At 51.0% G+C, this 18130-nt stretch carries 16 protein-coding genes; 8 read left to right on the top strand and 8 right to left on the bottom strand.

Annotated elements, in window-relative coordinates:
- Positions 1 to 75 precede the first annotated feature (75 nt).
- From galM to modE, 6 genes are all read right to left on the bottom strand, one after another.
- Positions 76 to 1116 (bottom strand): galactose-1-epimerase, encoded by a 1041-nt coding sequence (galM, locus tag D9741_RS16750; RefSeq protein WP_130214935.1) that lies wholly within the window; start codon positions 1114 to 1116, stop codon positions 76 to 78.
- Positions 1110 to 2258, bottom strand: coding sequence for a galactokinase (gene galK / locus D9741_RS16745; protein ID WP_000053408.1), 1149 nt, complete (start codon positions 2256 to 2258; stop codon positions 1110 to 1112). Before galK ends, galM begins: the two co-directional genes overlap by 7 nt.
- 3 nt (positions 2259 to 2261) lie before the next feature.
- Positions 2262 to 3308, bottom strand: coding sequence for a galactose-1-phosphate uridylyltransferase (gene galT / locus D9741_RS16740; RefSeq protein WP_130214933.1), 1047 nt, complete (start codon positions 3306 to 3308; stop codon positions 2262 to 2264).
- A 9-nt stretch (positions 3309 to 3317) separates the two neighbouring features.
- Complete coding sequence (gene galE / locus D9741_RS16735; RefSeq protein ID WP_001265443.1) at positions 3318 to 4334, bottom strand: UDP-glucose 4-epimerase GalE; 1017 nt, start codon at positions 4332 to 4334, stop codon at positions 3318 to 3320.
- 262 nt (positions 4335 to 4596) lie between these two features.
- Complete coding sequence (gene modF / locus D9741_RS16730) at positions 4597 to 6069, bottom strand: molybdate ABC transporter ATP-binding protein ModF (protein WP_130214931.1); 1473 nt, start codon at positions 6067 to 6069, stop codon at positions 4597 to 4599.
- Positions 6070 to 6136: 67 nt separating this feature from the next.
- Positions 6137 to 6925: a molybdenum-dependent transcriptional regulator gene (modE, locus tag D9741_RS16725; RefSeq protein ID WP_130214929.1), complete on the bottom strand. Its 789-nt coding sequence runs from the start codon at positions 6923 to 6925 to the stop codon at positions 6137 to 6139.
- Positions 6926 to 7053: 128 nt separating this feature from the next.
- On the opposite strand from modE, the gene acrZ reads away from it, so the two are divergent.
- From acrZ to modC, 4 genes are all read left to right on the top strand, one after another.
- Entirely contained in the window at positions 7054 to 7203 is a 150-nt protein-coding gene (gene acrZ / locus D9741_RS16720) for a multidrug efflux pump accessory protein AcrZ (protein WP_000891515.1), read from the top strand.
- 165 nt (positions 7204 to 7368) lie between these two features.
- Positions 7369 to 8142: a molybdate ABC transporter substrate-binding protein gene (gene modA / locus D9741_RS16715; RefSeq protein WP_130214927.1), complete on the top strand. Its 774-nt coding sequence runs from the start codon at positions 7369 to 7371 to the stop codon at positions 8140 to 8142.
- Positions 8142 to 8831 carry a molybdate ABC transporter permease subunit gene (gene modB, locus D9741_RS16710; RefSeq protein WP_000604034.1) on the top strand — a complete coding sequence of 230 codons (690 nt, stop codon included), beginning with the start codon at positions 8142 to 8144 and terminating at the stop codon, positions 8829 to 8831. The genes modA and modB overlap by 1 nt, the downstream gene beginning before the upstream one ends.
- A 2-nt stretch (positions 8832 to 8833) precedes the next feature.
- On the top strand, positions 8834 to 9892 hold the full coding sequence (modC, locus tag D9741_RS16705; RefSeq protein ID WP_130209932.1) for a molybdenum ABC transporter ATP-binding protein ModC: 1059 nt from the start codon (positions 8834 to 8836) through the stop codon (positions 9890 to 9892).
- Here modC and ybhA read toward each other — a convergent pair whose 3' ends face one another.
- Positions 9893 to 10711, bottom strand: a complete 819-nt coding sequence (ybhA, locus tag D9741_RS16700) for a bifunctional pyridoxal phosphate/fructose-1,6-bisphosphate phosphatase (protein WP_130214925.1) — start codon at positions 10709 to 10711, stop codon at positions 9893 to 9895.
- 154 nt (positions 10712 to 10865) lie between these two features.
- Here ybhA and pgl point away from each other — a divergent pair, with 154 nt between their 5' ends.
- Positions 10866 to 11861, top strand: a complete 996-nt coding sequence (gene pgl, locus D9741_RS16695; RefSeq protein ID WP_130209934.1) for a 6-phosphogluconolactonase — start codon at positions 10866 to 10868, stop codon at positions 11859 to 11861.
- Positions 11862 to 11902: 41 nt separating this feature from the next.
- Here the strand turns inward: pgl and D9741_RS16690 are convergent, their stop codons facing one another.
- Positions 11903 to 12856, bottom strand: coding sequence for a LysR family transcriptional regulator (locus D9741_RS16690; RefSeq protein WP_130214923.1), 954 nt, complete (start codon positions 12854 to 12856; stop codon positions 11903 to 11905).
- A 183-nt stretch (positions 12857 to 13039) separates the two neighbouring features.
- Here D9741_RS16690 and D9741_RS16685 point away from each other — a divergent pair, with 183 nt between their 5' ends.
- From D9741_RS16685 to D9741_RS16675, 3 genes are all read left to right on the top strand, one after another.
- Entirely contained in the window at positions 13040 to 14092 is a 1053-nt protein-coding gene (locus D9741_RS16685; protein WP_130214921.1) for a 4-oxalomesaconate tautomerase, read from the top strand.
- Positions 14093 to 14167: 75 nt separating this feature from the next.
- Positions 14168 to 15601, top strand: coding sequence for an anion permease (locus tag D9741_RS16680; protein ID WP_130214919.1), 1434 nt, complete (start codon positions 14168 to 14170; stop codon positions 15599 to 15601).
- A gap of 57 nt (positions 15602 to 15658) precedes the next feature.
- Entirely contained in the window at positions 15659 to 17920 is a 2262-nt protein-coding gene (locus tag D9741_RS16675) for a hydratase (RefSeq protein WP_130214917.1), read from the top strand.
- Positions 17921 to 18130 lie beyond the last annotated feature (210 nt).

The following is an 18130-nucleotide window of genomic DNA, read 5'->3' as shown; positions in this document are numbered from 1 at the left end:
GAGTTGCAAATATGTCGGTATTTGCTGGTGATTTGAACAATACGAGGATAAAGCCCTCATGACGAGGGCTTAACATTACTCAGCAATAAACTGATATTCCGTCAGGCTGGAATACTCTTCGCCAGGACGCAGGAAGCAGTCCGGTTGCGGCCATTCAGGGTGGTTCGGGCTGTCCGGCAGAAACTCGCTTTCCAGAGCCAGCCCTTGCCAGTCGGCGTAAGGTTCGGTTCCCCGCGACGCTGTGCCACCGAGGAAGTTGCCGGAGTAGAATTGCAGAGCCGGAGCGGTGGTGTAGACCTTCAGCTGCAATTTTTCATCTGCTGACCAGACATGCGCCGCCACTTTCTTGCCATCGCCTTTGGCCTGTAACAAGAACGCGTGATCGTAACCTTTCACTTTGCGCTGATCGTCGTCGGCAAGAAACTCACTGGCGATGATTTTGGCGCTGCGGAAATCAAAAGACGTTCCGGCGACAGATTTCAGGCCGTCGTGCGGAATGCCGCCTTCATCAACCGGCAGATATTCGTCCGCCAGAATCTGCAACTTGTGATTGCGCACGTCAGACTGCTCGCCGTCGAGGTTGAAATAGACGTGATTAGTCATATTCACCGGGCAAGGTTTATCAACTGTGGCGCGATAAGTAATAGAGATACGGTTATCGTCGGTCAGACGATATTGCACCGTCGCGCCGAGATTACCCGGGAAGCCCTGATCGCCATCATCTGAACTCAGGGCAAACAGTACCTGACGATCATTCTGGTTCACAATCTGCCAGCGGCGTTTGTCGAACCCTTCCGGGCCGCCGTGTAGTTGGTTGACGCCCTGACTTGGCAACAGCGTCACGGTTTCACCGTCAAAGGTATAACGACTATTGGCGATACGGTTGGCATAACGACCAATAGAGGCCCCAAGAAATGCGGCCTGATCCTGGTAGCATTCCGGGCTGGCGCAGCCAAGCAGCGCCTCGCGGACGCTGCCATCGGAAAGCGGGATACGGGCGGAAAGTAAAGTCGCACCCCAGTCCATCAGCGTGACTACCATCCCTGCGTTGTTACGCAAAGTTAACAGTCGGTACGGCTGACCATCGGGTGCCAGTGCGGGAGTTTCGTTCAGCACTGTCCTGCTCCTTGTGATGGTTTACACACGTAAAAAGTCTCTTTAATACCTGTTTTTGCTTCATATTGTTCAGCGACAGCTTGCTGTACGGCAGGCACCAGCTCTTCCGGAATAAGCGCGACGATACAGCCGCCAAATCCGCCGCCGGTCATGCGTACGCCACCTTTGTCGCCAATCACAGCTTTTACGATTTCGACCAGAGTGTCAATTTGCGGAACGGTGATTTCGAAATCATCGCGCATAGAGGCATGAGACTCCGCCATCAACTCGCCCATACGTTTCAGGTCGCCTTGCTCCAGCGCGCTGGCTGCTTCAACGGTGCGGGCGTTTTCAGTCAGAATATGACGCACGCGTTTCGCCACGATTGGGTCCAGTTCATGCGCAACAGCGTTGAACTCTTCAATGGTGACATCGCGCAGGGCTGGCTGCTGGAAGAAACGCGCACCGGTTTCACACTGCTCACGGCGAGTATTGTACTCACTGCCAACCAGGGTACGTTTGAAGTTACTGTTGATGATGACCACAGCTACGCCTTTCGGCATGGAAACTGCTTTGGTCCCCAGTGAGCGGCAGTCAATCAGCAAGGCATGATCTTTCTTGCCGAGTGCGGAAATTAGCTGATCCATGATCCCGCAGTTACAGCCTACAAACTGGTTTTCTGCTTCCTGACCATTAAGCGCGATTTGTGCGCCGTCCAGCGGCAGATGATAAAGCTGCTGCAATACGGTTCCGACCGCGACTTCCAGTGAAGCGGAAGAACTTAACCCGGCACCCTGCGGCACATTGCCGCTGATCACCATGTCCACGCCGCCGAAGTTGTTGTTACGCAGTTGCAGATGTTTCACCACGCCACGAACGTAGTTAGCCCATTGATAGTTTTCATGCGCGACAATGGGCGCATCAAGGGAAAACTCGTCAAGCTGATTTTCATAATCGGCTGCCATTACGCGAACTTTACGGTCGTCGCGTGGTGCACAACTGATCACAGTTTGATAATCAATCGCGCAGGGCAGAACGAAACCGTCGTTGTAGTCGGTATGTTCACCAATCAAATTCACGCGGCCAGGCGCCTGAATGGTGTGAGTGGCAGGGTAGCCAAATGCGTTAGCAAACAGAGATTGTGTTTTTTCTTTCAGACTCATTTCTTACACTCCGGATTCGCGAAAATGGATATCGCTGACTGCGCGCAAACGCTCTGCTGCCTGTTCTGCCGTCAGATCACGCTGGGTTTCTGCCAGCATTTCATAACCGACCATAAATTTACGTACGGTGGCGGAGCGCAGCAGAGGCGGATAAAAGTGCGCGTGCAGCTGCCAGTGTTGATTCTCTTCGCCATTAAATGGCGCACCGTGCCAGCCCATAGAGTAGGGGAAGGAGCACTGGAAGAGGTTGTCATAACGACTGGTCAGCTTTTTCAACGCCAGCGCCAAATCGCTGCGCTGGGCGTCGGTCAAATCGGTGATCCGTAAAAGGTGGGCTTTGGGCAGCAGTAGCGTTTCGAACGGCCAGGCAGCCCAGTAAGGCACTACGGCTAACCAGTGTTCGGTTTCGACAACGGTACGGCTACCGTCTACCAGCTCGCGCTGAACATAATCCACCAGCATTGGCGATTTCTGCTCGGCAAAATATTTTTTTTGCAGGCGGTCTTCGCGCTCAGCTTCGTTAGGCAGGAAGCTATTTGCCCAAATCTGTCCGTGCGGATGCGGGTTAGAGCAGCCCATCGCCGCGCCTTTGTTTTCAAAGACCTGCACCCATGGGTACGTTTCCCCCAGTTCTGCGGTTTGCTCCTGCCAGGTTTTGACGATTTCCGTCAATGCCGCAACGCTCAGTTCTGGCAACGTTTTACTGTGATCCGGTGAAAAGCAGATCACCCGGCTGGTACCGCGCGCGCTCTGGCAACGCATCAAAGGATCGTTGCTTTCTGGCGCATCTGGCGTGTCAGACATCAGGGCCGCAAAGTCATTGGTAAAAACGTAAGTCCCGGTGTAATCGGGGTTTTTATCGCCAGTCACCCGCACATTACCTGCGCAGAGAAAGCAATCTGGATCGTGCGCAGGTAACACCTGTTTGGCTGGCGTTTCCTGCGCCCCCTGCCAGGGGCGCTTAGCGCGGTGCGGTGAAACCAGAATCCATTGCCCGGTGAGCGGGTTGTAGCGGCGATGTGGATGATCAACGGGATTAAATTGCGTCATGGTCGTTCCTTAATCGGGATATCCCTGTGGATGGCGTGACTGCCAGTGCCAGGTGTCCTGCGCCATTTCATCGAGTGTGCGCGTTACGCGCCAGTTCAGTTCGCGATCGGCTTTGCTGGCGTCCGCCCAGTAGGCCGGAAGGTCGCCCTCGCGACGCGGTGCAAAATGATAGTTAACCGGTTTGCCGCAGGCTTTGCTGAAGGCATTAACCACGTCCAGCACGCTGCTGCCGACGCCTGCGCCGAGGTTGTAGATGTGTACACCAGGCTTGTTCGCCAGTTTTTCCATCGCCACGACGTGACCGTCCGCCAGATCCATTACGTGGATGTAATCGCGTACGCCAGTACCATCTTCGGTCGGATAATCGTTACCAAAAATTGCCAGCGAGTCGCGACGGCCTACAGCAACCTGGGCAATGTACGGCATCAGGTTATTCGGAATGCCTTGCGGATCTTCGCCCATATCGCCCGACGGATGCGCGCCAACCGGGTTGAAGTAGCGCAGCAGGGCAATGCTCCAGTCCGGCTGGGCTTTTTGCAGGTCGGTGAGGATCTGTTCCACCATCAGCTTGCTTTTGCCATAAGGGCTTTGCGGTGTGCCGGTCGGGAAGCTTTCAACGTATGGAATTTTGGGCTGATCGCCATAGACGGTGGCGGAGGAGCTAAAAATAAAGTTTTTGACGTTAGCGGCGCGCATGGCGCTAATCAGACGCAGAGTACCGTTGACGTTGTTGTCGTAATATTCCAGCGGTTTTTGTACCGATTCGCCAACGGCTTTTAACCCGGCGAAGTGGATCACGGTGTCGATAGCGTGATCGTGCAGGATCTCGGTCATTAACGCTTCGTTACGGATATCGCCTTCAACAAACGTTGGATGTTTGCCGCCTAAACGCTCGATAACAGGCAGTACGCTGCGCTTACTGTTACAGAGGTTATCAAGAATGATGACATCATGACCGTTTTGCAGTAATTGCACACAGGTATGACTTCCAATGTAACCGCTACCACCGGTAACCAGAACTCTCATAATTCGCTCCATTAGGCTTATGGTATGAAATAACCATAGCATAACAAAGATGCGAAATGTGTGACATGGAATAAATTAGTGGAATCGTTTACACAGGAATTTAGCCGTTTTTTATGCGCGATTAAGTGATTATAAAACAGAGGGTTTATGAATGATTGCGCTTTTTATCTGAAAAAAAAGATGCGGTTTCATGCCTGGATGCGTCGAACCGTGGGCCGGATAACGCGTTTACGCCGCATCCGGCACAGCCAGCATTACAGACTTAGTTAATTTTGGTGAGTGTATAACGATAAAGGTCACCGTCCGGCACGAACTCCAGACGATGGGTAATACAGGCAGGCGCATCTTCAGCGTGGTGCGAAACAAACAACAATTGCGTTTCACCTTCGCTAATCAGCACATCAACAAAACGGCGGATAAGCTGGCGATTGAGCGGATCAAGCCCCTGCAATGGTTCATCGAGAATAAGCAACGTTGGATGTTTCACCAGCGCGCGGACGATCAGCGCCAGACGCTGCTGTCCCCAGGAAAGACTATGGAAAGGGGCGTCAGCCGTGCGTTTATCAATGCCGAGAATATCCAGCCACTGCTGCACCAGCTTTTGCTGGCGATCCGAAACGGCCTGATAAATGCCAATCGAATCAAAATAGCCAGAAAGGATCACATTACGCACGGTAGTGCTGACCCGGTAATCCAGATGCAAACTACTGCTGACGTAACCGATATGCTTTTTAATATCCCAGATGGTTTCGCCGCTGCCGCGACGTCGGCCGAAAAGCGTCAAATCGTTGCTGTAACCTTGCGGATGATCGCCAGTAATCAGGCTTAATAATGTCGATTTTCCCGCGCCATTTGGCCCGATAATTTGCCAGTGTTCGCCAGGATTCACCTGCCAGCTAAGGTTATTAAGAATGGGGCGATCGTTATAAGAAACCACGCCGTTGTTCAGCACAATGCGCGGTTCGTTGGCGGGTAAGGCGTGACGTGCTGAAGGTTCATCCGGCTCCGGCAGTTGCACACCTTCAAGCTGTTCGCTATGCGCCAGTTGCGCGACGAGTGCTTGCTGGAGCAGTTCCTCTTTAGCGCCAGTTTCCGCTAACGTGCAATCCGCCAGCACGCCAGCAAACTGGACAAATTCCGGGATCTCATCGAAGCGATTGAGCACCAGTACCAGAGTAATACCGGACTGATGTAACGAGGCGAGTAATTCTGCCAGCTGCTGACGTGAGGCAACGTCAAGACCATCGAACGGTTCATCAAGAATCAATAAGTCAGGCTTCGACATCAGCGCCTGACAGAGCAGGGTTTTTCGCGTCTCGCCAGTGGAAAGATATTTAAAACGTCGGTCGAGCAGGGCGGTAATGCCGAACTGCTGCGCCAGTTGCGCACAACGCGGTGCATCCTTAACTTCATCCTGAATGATCTCAGCCGTGGTGCGCCCGGTGTCATCTTCGCCAGGGCCGAGCATATCGGTGTTATTCCGCTGCCATTCGTCACTGACGAGCTTTTGCAATTGCTCGAAGGAGAGACGAGTGATGTGGGAAAACTGGCTTTGCCGTTCACCTTTCAAAAGCGGAAGTTCACCGGCCAGCGCGCGGGCCAGCGCCGACTTCCCGCTTCCATTCGAACCGACAAACGCCCAACTATCGCCCGCGTTTAACGTTAGCTGAGGCAATTGCAGCGTTTTTGTGTCGCTAAGACGAAACGTGCCTTGCAAAATTTGCAACGATGACATTTTATATCCCATTTTTTGCAGCGATTACTGACAGGGATACGTGTTTCATAACAAATTGTCAACACGCTTAGCACAGTGTGGCGATAATCACGCTGTCGGCATTAAAGTAGGCCGTGACATTCTGTCCTTGCTCAAGAGAAGCCGCTTCATTTACCGGCACCGTGGCGCACAAGGTTTGCCCGTCGGGTAGCGCCATTAATACTTCGCACTGTTCTGCGCCGCGCTCTATATGGCGAATAATGCCCGGCAATTGGTTGTCGGCACTCTGGGCTACGGTGTCATCCTGGGTAATGTTCACCCACGGCGCTTTCAGCAGAATCAACACTTCTTTGCCTTCATCCAGCCCCAGACGCGCGCCACTTTGCGCGGTAATCGCGACTTTTAAGCGTGTTTTGCCGTCGGCCAGTAAGACATCAACATGCTGTTGAACGTCATCATGATCGCGGGCTGTGATGGTACCGAACCACTGGTTACGGGCGCTGGTTTGCAGTGAAAAACGTGAGATCGCGGCCAGCAGGCTGTTCAGCGGCAGGGCGTCATCGTCACTTAACACATCAAAGGCTTTTTGCTGGATCTGGGCGAGAAGATCGTAAAGCTGAATCAGTCGTTGACCATAGCGGGTCAGCACAGCACCGCCACCGCCTTTTCCGCCCGTAGCGCGTTCAACCAGCGTATGCTCACTTAACTGATTCATTTCGTTAATGGCATCCCAGGCGCTTTTATAGCTGATACCGGCATCTTTCGCCCCCTGGCTGATGGAACCGGAAAGCGCGATGTGTTTTAGTAGCGAAATGCGGCGTGGGTCGGCAAAGAGCTTTTGTTGAAGCTTAAGGGTGAGAAGGATTTCGGCCTGCATAACAATGTCCTGGCAAAAATCTTATTGTGACGGAAAATGCGCGCCACGCAAAGCTGACCGCACAAAAGGGGAGTGCTTTTCTGTGCTTAACGGTTAGAATAGTCACAGGACTACATCTGGAGTTGACCATGTTAGAGTTATTAAAAAGTCTGGTATTCGCCGTAATCATGGTACCTGTCGTGATGGCCATCATCCTGGGTCTGATTTACGGTCTTGGTGAAGTATTCAACATCTTTTCTGGTGTTGGTAAAAAAGACCAGCCCGGACAAAATCATTGATTCCATGAATGCCCGCTGAGTCGGGCATTTTCTTTTTCTCAACTTCCTGCTTTTCCTGCCGATATTTTTTCTATCTACCTCTCAAAGGTTAACAATAACTGCTGGGAAAATTCTGAACTTACCGCTATATTGACGCCTACATAACGTTAAATAAAGGGGTTACAAATGGCTCGTAAATGGTTAAACCTGTTTGCCGGGGCGGCGCTCTCTTTCACTGTTGCTGGCAATGTGTTGGCGGATGAAGGGAAAATCACGGTTTTTGCCGCAGCATCACTGACCAACGCGATGCAGGATATCGCTACGCAGTATAAAAAAGAGAAAGGCGTAGACGTCGTTTCTTCTTTCGCCTCCTCTTCTACTCTGGCTCGTCAGATTGAAGCAGGTGCGCCTGCGGATCTGTTTATTTCTGCCGATCAGAAATGGATGGATTATGCAATTGATAAAAAAGGAATTGATACCGCCACGCGTCAAACATTGCTCGGCAATAGCCTGGTCGTTGTAGCACCGAAAGCCAGCGAGCAGAAAGATTTCACCATCGACAGCAAAACTAACTGGACCTCTCTGCTGAATGGCGGCCGCCTGGCGGTTGGCGATCCGGAACATGTTCCGGCTGGCATTTATGCGAAAGAAGCTCTGCAAAAACTGGGCGCATGGGATACGCTCTCCCCGAAACTGGCTCCGGCAGAAGATGTTCGTGGGGCGCTGGCGCTGGTCGAACGTAATGAAGCGCCGCTGGGTATTGTCTACGGTTCTGACGCAGTTGCCAGCAAAGGGGTAAAAGTGGTCGCCACTTTCCCGGAAGATTCGCATAAAAAAGTGGAATATCCGGTTGCCGTCGTGGAAGGGCATAACAACGCGACAGTGAAAGCATTTTACGATTATCTGAAGGGACCGCAGGCTGCGGAAATCTTTAAACGTTACGGATTTACAACTAAGTAATGATACTGACCGATCCAGAATGGCAGGCGGTTTTATTAAGCCTGAAAGTTTCTTCCCTGGCTGTGCTGTTTAGCCTGCCGTTTGGGATCTTTTTTGCCTGGTTACTGGTGCGTTGCACGTTTCCGGGCAAAGCTCTGCTCGACAGCGTACTGCATCTACCGCTGGTGTTACCGCCCGTGGTTGTCGGTTACTTGCTGTTAGTTTCTATGGGACGGCGCGGATTTATCGGCGAACGCCTGTATGACTGGTTTGGCATTACCTTCGCGTTTAGCTGGCGCGGCGCGGTTCTCGCTGCCGCAGTCATGTCTTTTCCGTTGATGGTGCGGGCGATTCGTCTGGCGCTGGAAGGGGTTGATGTCAAACTGGAACAGGCCGCAAGAACGCTGGGGGCCGGGCGCTGGCGCGTTTTCTTTACTATCACGTTACCGCTGACGTTGCCGGGAATTATCGTCGGTACAGTACTGGCTTTCGCCCGTTCGCTCGGTGAATTTGGCGCAACCATCACCTTTGTTTCTAACATTCCAGGTGAAACGCGAACCATTCCTTCTGCCATGTATACCCTGATCCAGACCCCAGGCGGTGAAAGTGGCGCAGCGAGACTGTGCATTATTTCTATTGCGCTAGCGATGATCTCCCTGTTGATTTCAGAATGGCTGGCCAGAATCAGCCGTGAACGGGCGGGGCGCTAATCATGCTGGAACTGAATTTTTCCCAGACCTTGGGCAACCATTGCCTGACCATTAATGAAACGCTGCCCGCCAATGGCATCACTGCTATCTTTGGCGTCTCCGGTGCCGGAAAAACTTCGCTGATTAACGCCATTAGTGGACTGACGCGCCCGCAAAAAGGGCGGATTGTCCTCAATGGTCGGGTACTAAATGATGCCGAAAAAGGTATCTGCCTGACGCCGGAAAAGCGTCGCGTTGGCTATGTGTTTCAGGATGCACGGCTGTTCCCGCATTACAAAGTGCGTGGCAATCTGCGCTACGGCATGTCGAAAAGTATGGTCGATCAGTTTGATAAGCTGGTGGCGCTTTTAGGCATTGAACCGTTGCTTGACCGTTTACCGGGCAGCCTGTCCGGAGGCGAAAAACAGCGTGTGGCAATTGGTCGGGCATTGCTGACGGCTCCGGAATTATTATTGCTGGATGAACCACTGGCGTCGCTGGATCTTCCGCGCAAACGCGAGCTATTGCCTTATCTGCAACGGCTGACGCGGGAAATCAACATTCCGATGCTGTATGTCAGTCATTCGCTGGATGAAATCCTCCATCTGGCGGACAAAGTGATGGTACTGGAAAACGGCCAGGTGAAAGCTTTCGGGGCGCTGGAAGAAGTGTGGGGCAGTAGCGTGATGAATCCGTGGCTGCCGAAAGAACAACAAAGCAGCATTCTGAAAGTAACGGTACTGGAACATCATCCGCGTTACGCAATGACCGCGCTGGCGCTGGGCGATCAGCATTTATGGGTTAATAAGCTGGATGAACCGCTGCAAGCCGCGCTACGCATCCGCATCCAGGCTTCCGATGTTTCTCTGGTTTTACAACCGCCGCAACAAACCAGCATCCGCAATGTGCTGCGCGCAAAAGTCGTCAATAGCTATGATGATAACGGCCAGGTGGAAGTGGAACTGGAAGTCGGCGGTAAAACGCTGTGGGCGCGAATAAGCCCGTGGGCCAGGGATGAACTGGCGATCAAACCTGGCCTGTGGCTATACGCGCAAATTAAAAGTGTGTCGATAACCGCCTGATTAAATCAGGTGGCTATAAATAAACTGGGCGATGCTGTCGGTGGTATTGTCACCAATCACGATATTGGCGCGTGCTTTTACCGCGTCATCGGCATTGCCCATCGCTACACCCGTTCCGGCAGCCTCCAGCATACTGATATCATTGAAGTTATCGCCGAATGCGACTACGTTTTCCATCGACCAGCCTTGCGCCTCAACCCATTTCGTCAGGCGTTTGCCTTTACTGTTGCCGCCGCGTGCAATATCAACCTGATCGTGCCAGGACCATTCACACTCCAGACCCAACTCATGTTCAACATGCTTACCAAAATGCTGTAACTGCGGCAGGTCATCGTGCGTCAGAGCGAACTTCCACACGGCGTTAACTTGTTGCGCCTTTTCAGCCAGAGAAGCGACTTGTGTGAAAGTCGGGCGCTGTTCCGGCGGCAAAGTCTGCGCCCAGTTAGACGTGCGAATGACATGTCCGGTCGGATGCTCATAGACCATTGCGTCATCCACATACATCAGACCGTGAATGTGGTGTTCATTCAGCATCTCAATGAGTTGCAGGGCTTTGTTAACGGGCATTGGATCGGCTTCAAGCACAGTTTTTGCATGATAATCATACAAATAGGTGCCATTACAGCAAATAGCAGGTGTATCCAGCGCCAGCGCCTGATAAAAAGGATGAATAGCGACGTGATGGCGACCCGTGACGATAATCAATTGGTAACCTGCTTCGCGAGCGCGGGCAAGCGCTTCAATCGATGAGGGAAGCAGAGTCTTTTTCGGGGTCAATAAGGTGCCGTCTAAGTCGAGAGCAATCACGCGTGTGGTCATGGCGTTTTCCAGATTAAGGTTAAGAATTTTCGTCTGCGCGAATGGTACACCGATACCACTATTGGACAAAATTCTGCGTTTTAATTCAGCATTCACCGCCAAAAGCGACTAATTTTAGCTGTTAAAGTCAGTTGCTAAATGCAAAGGAGCATTCATGAAGCAAACAGTTTATATCGCCAGCCCTGAGAGCCAGCAAATTCACGTCTGGAACCTGAATCATGAAGGCGTGCTGACGCTGACACAGGTTGTCGATGTGCCGGGGCAGGTGCAGCCGATGGTGGTCAGCCCGGATAAACGTTATCTCTATGTTGGTGTTCGCCCTGAGTTTCGCGTCCTGGCGTATCGTATCGCCCCGGACGATGGCGCACTGACCTTTGCCGCAGAGTCTGCGCTGCCGGGTAGCCCGACGCATATTTCCACCGATCACCATGGGCAGTTTGTCTTTGTAGGTTCTTACAATGCGGGTAACGTGAGCGTAACGCGTCTGGAAGATGGCCTGCCAGTGGGCGTTGTCGATGTAGTTGAGGGACTGGACGGTTGCCATTCCGCCAATATTTCACCAGATAACCGTACGCTGTGGGTTCCGGCATTAAAGCAGGATCGTATTTGCCTGTTTACGGTCAGCGATGACGGTCATCTGGTGGCGCAGGACCCCGCAGAAGTGACTACCGTTGAAGGGGCCGGTCCGCGTCATATGGTGTTCCATCCAAACGAACAATATGCATATTGCGTCAATGAGTTAAACAGCTCAGTGGATGTCTGGGAACTGAAAGATCCGCACGGCAATATCGAATGTGTCCAGACGCTGGATATGATGCCGGAAAACTTCTCCGACACCCGTTGGGCGGCAGATATTCATATCACCCCGGATGGTCGTCATTTATACGCCTGCGACCGTACCGCCAGTCTGATTACCGTTTTCAGCGTTTCGGAAGATGGCAGCGTGTTGAGTAAAGAAGGCTTCCAGCCAACGGAAACTCAGCCGCGCGGCTTTAATGTTGATCACAGTGGCAAATATCTGATTGCTGCCGGGCAAAAATCGCACCATATCTCGGTATACGAAATTGTCGGCGAGCAGGGGCTGCTGCATGAAAAAGGCCGCTATGCGGTAGGGCAGGGGCCAATGTGGGTTGTGGTGAACGCACACTAACCGCTGATTTACCCGGCGCTGAATCTCCTGCGCCGGGAGTATTAACCTATCTCCTGTAACGCGTGTCTCTGGCGTTCGACGATATTGGTCCACAAATTGTCTTTATCGTCAGTCCATAAATTAATCAGCAAGGCAAAAAAGCGTTCTGCTGCTGGAGAAAGTACGGCATCTTTACGGCGAATTATTCCCAATGTCCGACGTATAACGGGTTCCACCAATGGGATATCAATAATCGAAGAATAGGGCGCATGCGGCATTGCCAGGCCAGGAAGCGCCGAAATCCCCAGTCCCGCTTCCACCAATCCTAATGACGTCGAAAGATGACGCACTTCATAAAACCAGTCCAGTTTCCAGGGCTTATCGGACAATTTTTGCTCAATCAGCAGTCGGTTGCCGCTGGAGGAACGCACGCCAATCATTTTGTAACCTACTAACTCCTGCCATTCCACCAGCTGCTTTTTGGCCAATGGATGGTCACGCCGACAGGCCAGCACGAACGGCTCATTGACCAGTGGGGTAAAGTCAATGGATGAATTTGTGACATTGTTCATGTTTATGCCAAAGTCAGATTCATTGCACAGCACCGATTCCATGCAATTATTCGTGCCTTGTTCCAGAATCCGCACTTTAATATTGGGATACAGCTCATTAAATTTACCGATTGCCAGTGGTAAAAAATAAAATACCGCGGTCGGAATACACGCTAACGTCACCATACCACGATGATAAGCATTCATATCACGAATACTAAAAAGCGTTTCATCGAATTTCTTTATTAATTCCCGAGCTTCCGGGAGCAACCTTTTTCCTGCTTTTGTTAACGTAACCTTGCGAGTTGTACGCTCAAAAAGTTGAATGTGTAAATCTTCTTCCATCTTTTTTATTCTGCGCGTTAATGCAGGTTGCGTAATATTAAGTAATTTAGCAGCATTGTTAAATGAACTGGACTCTGCCAGCGTAACAAATGCCTTCATACTTGATAATTCATGCTTCATTATTACTCCGAAAAATGGAAGCGGTGCGTTTTAGTGATTTACAGTTAAACAGTTTAACTGCAATTTAATCACTTAAATTAATGAAAAAATGTTATTAATCGTGGAGCTAAAGTCATTAGAGATGCTTTGCCCTTAATGTAACCATATCGCAATAAGTTATGTTTTTAAATTGAGGGCATTATTATGAAAAAAATACCCTGCGTGATGATGCGAGGTGGAACCTCGAGGGGCGCGTTCCTGTTAGCGGAACATTTACCCGAAGATCAAACGCAGCGCGATAAAATATTGATGGCAATTATGGGTTCCGGTAACGATCTGGAAATAGATGGTATCGGCGGCGGTAATCCGCTGACCAGTAAAGTCGCCATTATTAGCCGTTCCGACGATCCGCGTGCTGATGTCAATTATCTGTTTGCTCAGGTTATCGTCCATGAGCAGCGTGTCGATACGACACCCAACTGCGGCAATATGCTGTCTGGGGTTGGGGCATTCGCTATTGAAAATGGTTTGATTGCAGCGACATCACCGGTCACCCGTGTGCGTATCCGCAACGTCAATACTGGTACGTTCATCGAAGCTGATGTGCAAACGCCAAATGGTGTTGTCGAGTACGAGGGTAGCGCCAGAATTGATGGTGTGCCAGGGACAGCCGCACCGGTCGCTCTCACTTTCCTGAATGCCGCAGGAACAAAAACCGGAAAAGTCTTCCCGACTGATAAACAGATTGATTATTTTGACGATGTTCCAGTGACCTGTATTGATATGGCGATGCCAGTCGTCATTATTCCGGCTGAATATCTGGGCAAAACAGGCTATGAATTACCGGCGGAACTGGATGCCGACAAAGCATTATTAGCCCGCATTGAATCTATCCGTCTGCAAGCGGGTAAAGCAATGGGCTTAGGCGATGTCAGTAATATGGTTATCCCTAAACCTGTGCTTATTTCTCCAGCGCAGAAAGGCGGGGCAATTAATGTGCGTTATTTTATGCCGCATTCTTGCCATCGCGCGCTGGCGATAACTGGCGCTATTGCCATTTCCAGTAGCTGTGCATTGGAAGGCACCGTCACCCGACAAATCGTCCCTTCTGTGGGGTACGGCAATATCAATATTGAACACCCCAGTGGTGCGCTTGACGTTCATTTAAGTAATGAAGGTCAGGATGCCACAACGTTACGTGCATCTGTTATTCGGACGACCAGAAAAATATTTTCCGGTGAAGTTTATCTTCCCTGAAAAATTTCGTTGTCGTGATAAGGACAATCAATAAAGGACTTCTGTATGAGTCATACAGAAAGAACAGGATTTTAAATGAATAAGAAATCGTTATGGAAGCTAATTCTGATATTAGCGATCCCATGTATTATTGGCGTTATGCCAGCCCCGGCAGGATTAAGCGAACTGGCATGGGTACTTTTTGGTATTTACCTGGCGGCGATTGTGGGGCTGGTTATCAAGCCTTTCCCGGAACCTGTCGTACTGTTAATTGCCGTTGCTGCCTCGATGGTGGTGGTCGGTAACTTATCTGACGGTGCGTTTAAAACCACCGCCGTATTAAGCGGTTACTCTTCAGGCACCACCTGGCTGGTGTTCTCGGCGTTTACCTTAAGCGCCGCATTTGTGACCACCGGCTTAGGTAAACGTATTGCCTATTTGCTGATTGGTAAAATTGGTAGCACTACCCTGGGTCTGGGTTACGTTACGGTATTCCTCGATCTGGTACTGGCTCCGGCAACACCGTCTAACACCGCGCGTGCGGGCGGCATTGTATTACCGATCATCAACAGCGTGGCGGTGGCTTTGGGATCAGAACCTGAAAAAAGCCCGCGTCGTGTCGGACATTACTTGATGATGTCCATTTACATGGTCACCAAAACCACCAGCTATATGTTCTTTACCGCAATGGCGGGGAACATTCTGGCGCTGAAAATGATCAACGACATTCTGCACCTGCAAATTAGCTGGGGGGGATGGGCGTTGGCCGCCGGTTTGCCGGGTATCATTATGCTGCTGGTCACTCCGCTGGTGATTTACACCATGTATCCGCCAGAAATTAAAAAGGTGGATAACAAAACCATCGCCAAAGCGGGCCTTGCTGAACTGGGACCGATGAAAATCCGTGAAAAAATGCTGCTCGGTGTCTTTGTGCTGGCGTTGCTGGGCTGGATTTTCAGTAAAACGCTCGGGGTTGATGAATCCACTGTGGCAATCGTTGTTATGGCGACCATGCTGCTGCTAGGAATCGTTACCTGGGAAGACGTGGTTAAAAATAAAGGCGGCTGGAATACATTAATCTGGTACGGCGGTATTATCGGTTTAAGCTCCTTATTATCGAAAGTTAAATTCTTCGAATGGTTAGCTGAAGTCTTTAAAAATAACCTGGCATTTGATGGTCATGGTAACGTTGCTTTCTTCGTTATTATTTTCCTTAGCATCATCGTACGTTATTTCTTCGCTTCCGGTAGTGCCTATATCGTTGCCATGTTACCGGTATTTGCCATGCTGGCGAACGTCTCCGGCGCACCGTTAATGTTAACTGCGCTGGCACTGTTGTTCTCCAACTCCTACGGCGGCATGGTTACTCACTATGGTGGTGCGGCTGGTCCGGTCATCTTTGGTGTGGGTTACAACGATATTAAATCCTGGTGGTTGGTCGGTGCGGTACTGACGATATTAACCTTCCTGGTGCATATCACCCTCGGCGTATGGTGGTGGAATATGCTGATCGGCTGGAACATGCTGTAAATATCCCTTCATTATCTTTCTGCGCACTTTCCTGTGCGCAGATATCTGGAGCATTTGATGATCAAGTTATCTGAAAAAGGCGTGTTTCTCGCCAGTAATAACGAAATAATTGCCGAAGAACATTTCACCGGCGAAATAAAAAAAGAAGAAGCAAAAAAAGGCACTATTGCCTGGTCAATACTCTCTTCTCATAATACGTCCGGAAATATGGATAAACTTAAAATTAAGTTTGATTCATTAGCCTCTCACGATATTACCTTTGTTGGTATTGTACAGACCGCTAAAGCGTCCGGTATGGAACGTTTCCCGCTGCCGTATGTGCTGACCAACTGCCATAACTCACTCTGTGCTGTGGGCGGCACCATTAACGGTGATGACCATATTTTTGGTTTATCGGCGGCCCAGCGTTATGGCGGTATTTTTGTGCCTCCGCATATTGCGGTCATCCATCAATATATGCGTGAAATGATGGCAGGCGGCGGCAAAATGATCCTCGGGTCAGACAGCCACACCCGTTACGGTGCATTAGGGACAATGGCAGTCGGTGAGGGCGGCGGCGAGTTGGTAAAACAGCTGCTTAATGACACCTGGGATATCGACTATCCGGGCGTGGTTGCGGTGCATCTGACCGGAAAACCTGCGCCGTATGTGGGGCCGCAGGATGTGGCGCTGGCTATCATCGGTGCCGTGTTCAAAAACGGCTACGTCAAAAACAAAGTGATGGAATTCGTAGGTCCCGGTGTCGCTGCGCTCTCTACCGATTTCCGTAACAGCGTTGACGTTATGACCACTGAAACGACCTGTTTAAGTTCTGTCTGGCAAACTGATGAAGAAGTCCATAACTGGCTGGCGCTGCACGGTCGCGGCCAGGATTACTGCCAGCTTAACCCTCAACCGATGGCGTACTATGATGGCTGCATCAGCGTTGATTTAAGTGCCATCAAACCGATGATTGCGCTGCCGTTCCACCCGAGCAACGTGTATGAAATCGACACGCTGAACCAGAATCTGACTGACATTCTGCGTGAGATTGAAATTGAGTCCGAACGCGTGGCGCACGGTAAAGCCAAACTCTCGCTGCTGGATAAAGTGGAAAATGGTCGCCTGAAAGTGCAGCAGGGGATTATCGCGGGCTGTTCTGGCGGTAACTATGAAAACGTTATCGCCGCAGCAAATGCGCTGCGCGGTCAATCCTGTGGTAATGACACCTTCTCGCTGGCGGTTTACCCGTCATCACAGCCGGTGTTTATGGATCTCGCCAAAAAAGGTGTGGTAGCCGATTTGATTGGTGCAGGCGCAATCATCAGAACCGCGTTCTGCGGCCCATGCTTTGGCGCGGGCGATACGCCAATCAACAACGGTTTGAGTATTCGCCACACCACACGTAACTTCCCGAACCGCGAAGGCTCTAAGCCAGCCAATGGGCAGATGTCAGCGGTGGCGTTGATGGACGCTCGCTCTATCGCTGCGACTGCGGCAAACGGTGGCTATTTAACCTCTGCCAGCGAACTCGGTTGCTGGGACAACGTGCCGGAGTACGCCTTTGATGTAACGCCGTATAAAAACCGTGTTTATCAGGGCTTTGTGAAAGGGGCGACTCAGCAACCGCTGATCTACGGACCGAACATTAAAGACTGGCCGGAATTAGGCGCGCTGACTGACAATATCGTCCTCAAAGTGTGCTCGAAGATCCTCGACGAAGTGACCACCACTGACGAATTGATTCCTTCCGGTGAAACCTCTTCGTATCGTTCAAATCCAATTGGTCTGGCGGAGTTTACCCTGTCACGCCGTGATCCGGGTTATGTTGGCAGAAGTAAAGCCACTGCCGAGCTGGAAAATCAGCGTCTGGCGGGGAATGTCAGCGAACTGGCAGAGGTGTTTGCGCGTATTAAGCAGATTGCTGGTCAGGAAAATATTGATCCGCTGCAAACTGAAATTGGCAGCATGGTCTATGCGGTCAAACCAGGCGATGGTTCTGCGCGTGAGCAGGCTGCGAGCTGCCAGCGAGTGATTGGCGGTCTGGCGAATATTGCCGAGGAGTACGCGACTAAACGCTACCGTTCTAACGTCATCAACTGGGGGATGTTACCGCTGCAAATGGCGGAGGCACCGAACTTTGACGTAGGTGATTACATTTACATCCCTGGCATTAAAGCGGCGCTGGATAATCCAGGTACGACATTTAAAGGTTATGTGATCCATAAAGATGCGCCGGTAACGGAGATTACGCTCTACATGGAAAGTCTGACTGCTGAAGAGCGCGAGATTATCAAAGCGGGTAGTTTGATTAACTTCAATAAAAACCGTCAGATATAAAAAGCACCATGTGAATGTAGGTCGCATCCGGCACTCATTGTCGGATGCGATGCTTGCGCATCTTATCCGACCTACAAATCGCATCGAGCCGTAGGCCGGATAAGGCGTTTACGCAGCATTCGGCACTTATTGTCGGATGCGATGCTGGCGCATCTTATCCGACCTACAAATCGCATCGAACCGTAGGCCGGATAAGGTGTTTACGCCGTA

The sequence above is a fragment of the Escherichia sp. E14V7 genome (assembly GCF_004212225.1).
GTDB lineage: Bacteria > Pseudomonadota > Gammaproteobacteria > Enterobacterales > Enterobacteriaceae > Escherichia.
This window is presented reverse-complemented; position numbering and strand designations above follow the sequence as displayed.

Coding starts and splice junctions, on each gene's coding strand:
- D9741_RS16685 (WP_130214921.1), top strand. CDS start 13,040: ATGAAAAAAATACCCTGCGTGATGATGCGAGGTGGAACCTCGAGGGGC.
- D9741_RS16675 (WP_130214917.1), top strand. CDS start 15,659: ATGATCAAGTTATCTGAAAAAGGCGTGTTTCTCGCCAGTAATAACGAA.
- ybhA (WP_130214925.1), bottom strand. CDS start 10,711: ATGACCACACGCGTGATTGCTCTCGACTTAGACGGCACCTTATTGACC.
- galK (WP_000053408.1), bottom strand. CDS start 2,258: ATGAGTCTGAAAGAAAAAACACAATCTCTGTTTGCTAACGCATTTGGC.
- D9741_RS16690 (WP_130214923.1), bottom strand. CDS start 12,856: ATGAAGCATGAATTATCAAGTATGAAGGCATTTGTTACGCTGGCAGAG.
- modB (WP_000604034.1), top strand. CDS start 8,142: ATGATACTGACCGATCCAGAATGGCAGGCGGTTTTATTAAGCCTGAAA.
- pgl (WP_130209934.1), top strand. CDS start 10,866: ATGAAGCAAACAGTTTATATCGCCAGCCCTGAGAGCCAGCAAATTCAC.
- D9741_RS16680 (WP_130214919.1), top strand. CDS start 14,168: ATGAATAAGAAATCGTTATGGAAGCTAATTCTGATATTAGCGATCCCA.
- modF (WP_130214931.1), bottom strand. CDS start 6,069: ATGTCATCGTTGCAAATTTTGCAAGGCACGTTTCGTCTTAGCGACACA.
- modE (WP_130214929.1), bottom strand. CDS start 6,925: ATGCAGGCCGAAATCCTTCTCACCCTTAAGCTTCAACAAAAGCTCTTT.
- galE (WP_001265443.1), bottom strand. CDS start 4,334: ATGAGAGTTCTGGTTACCGGTGGTAGCGGTTACATTGGAAGTCATACC.
- modA (WP_130214927.1), top strand. CDS start 7,369: ATGGCTCGTAAATGGTTAAACCTGTTTGCCGGGGCGGCGCTCTCTTTC.
- galT (WP_130214933.1), bottom strand. CDS start 3,308: ATGACGCAATTTAATCCCGTTGATCATCCACATCGCCGCTACAACCCG.
- modC (WP_130209932.1), top strand. CDS start 8,834: ATGCTGGAACTGAATTTTTCCCAGACCTTGGGCAACCATTGCCTGACC.
- acrZ (WP_000891515.1), top strand. CDS start 7,054: ATGTTAGAGTTATTAAAAAGTCTGGTATTCGCCGTAATCATGGTACCT.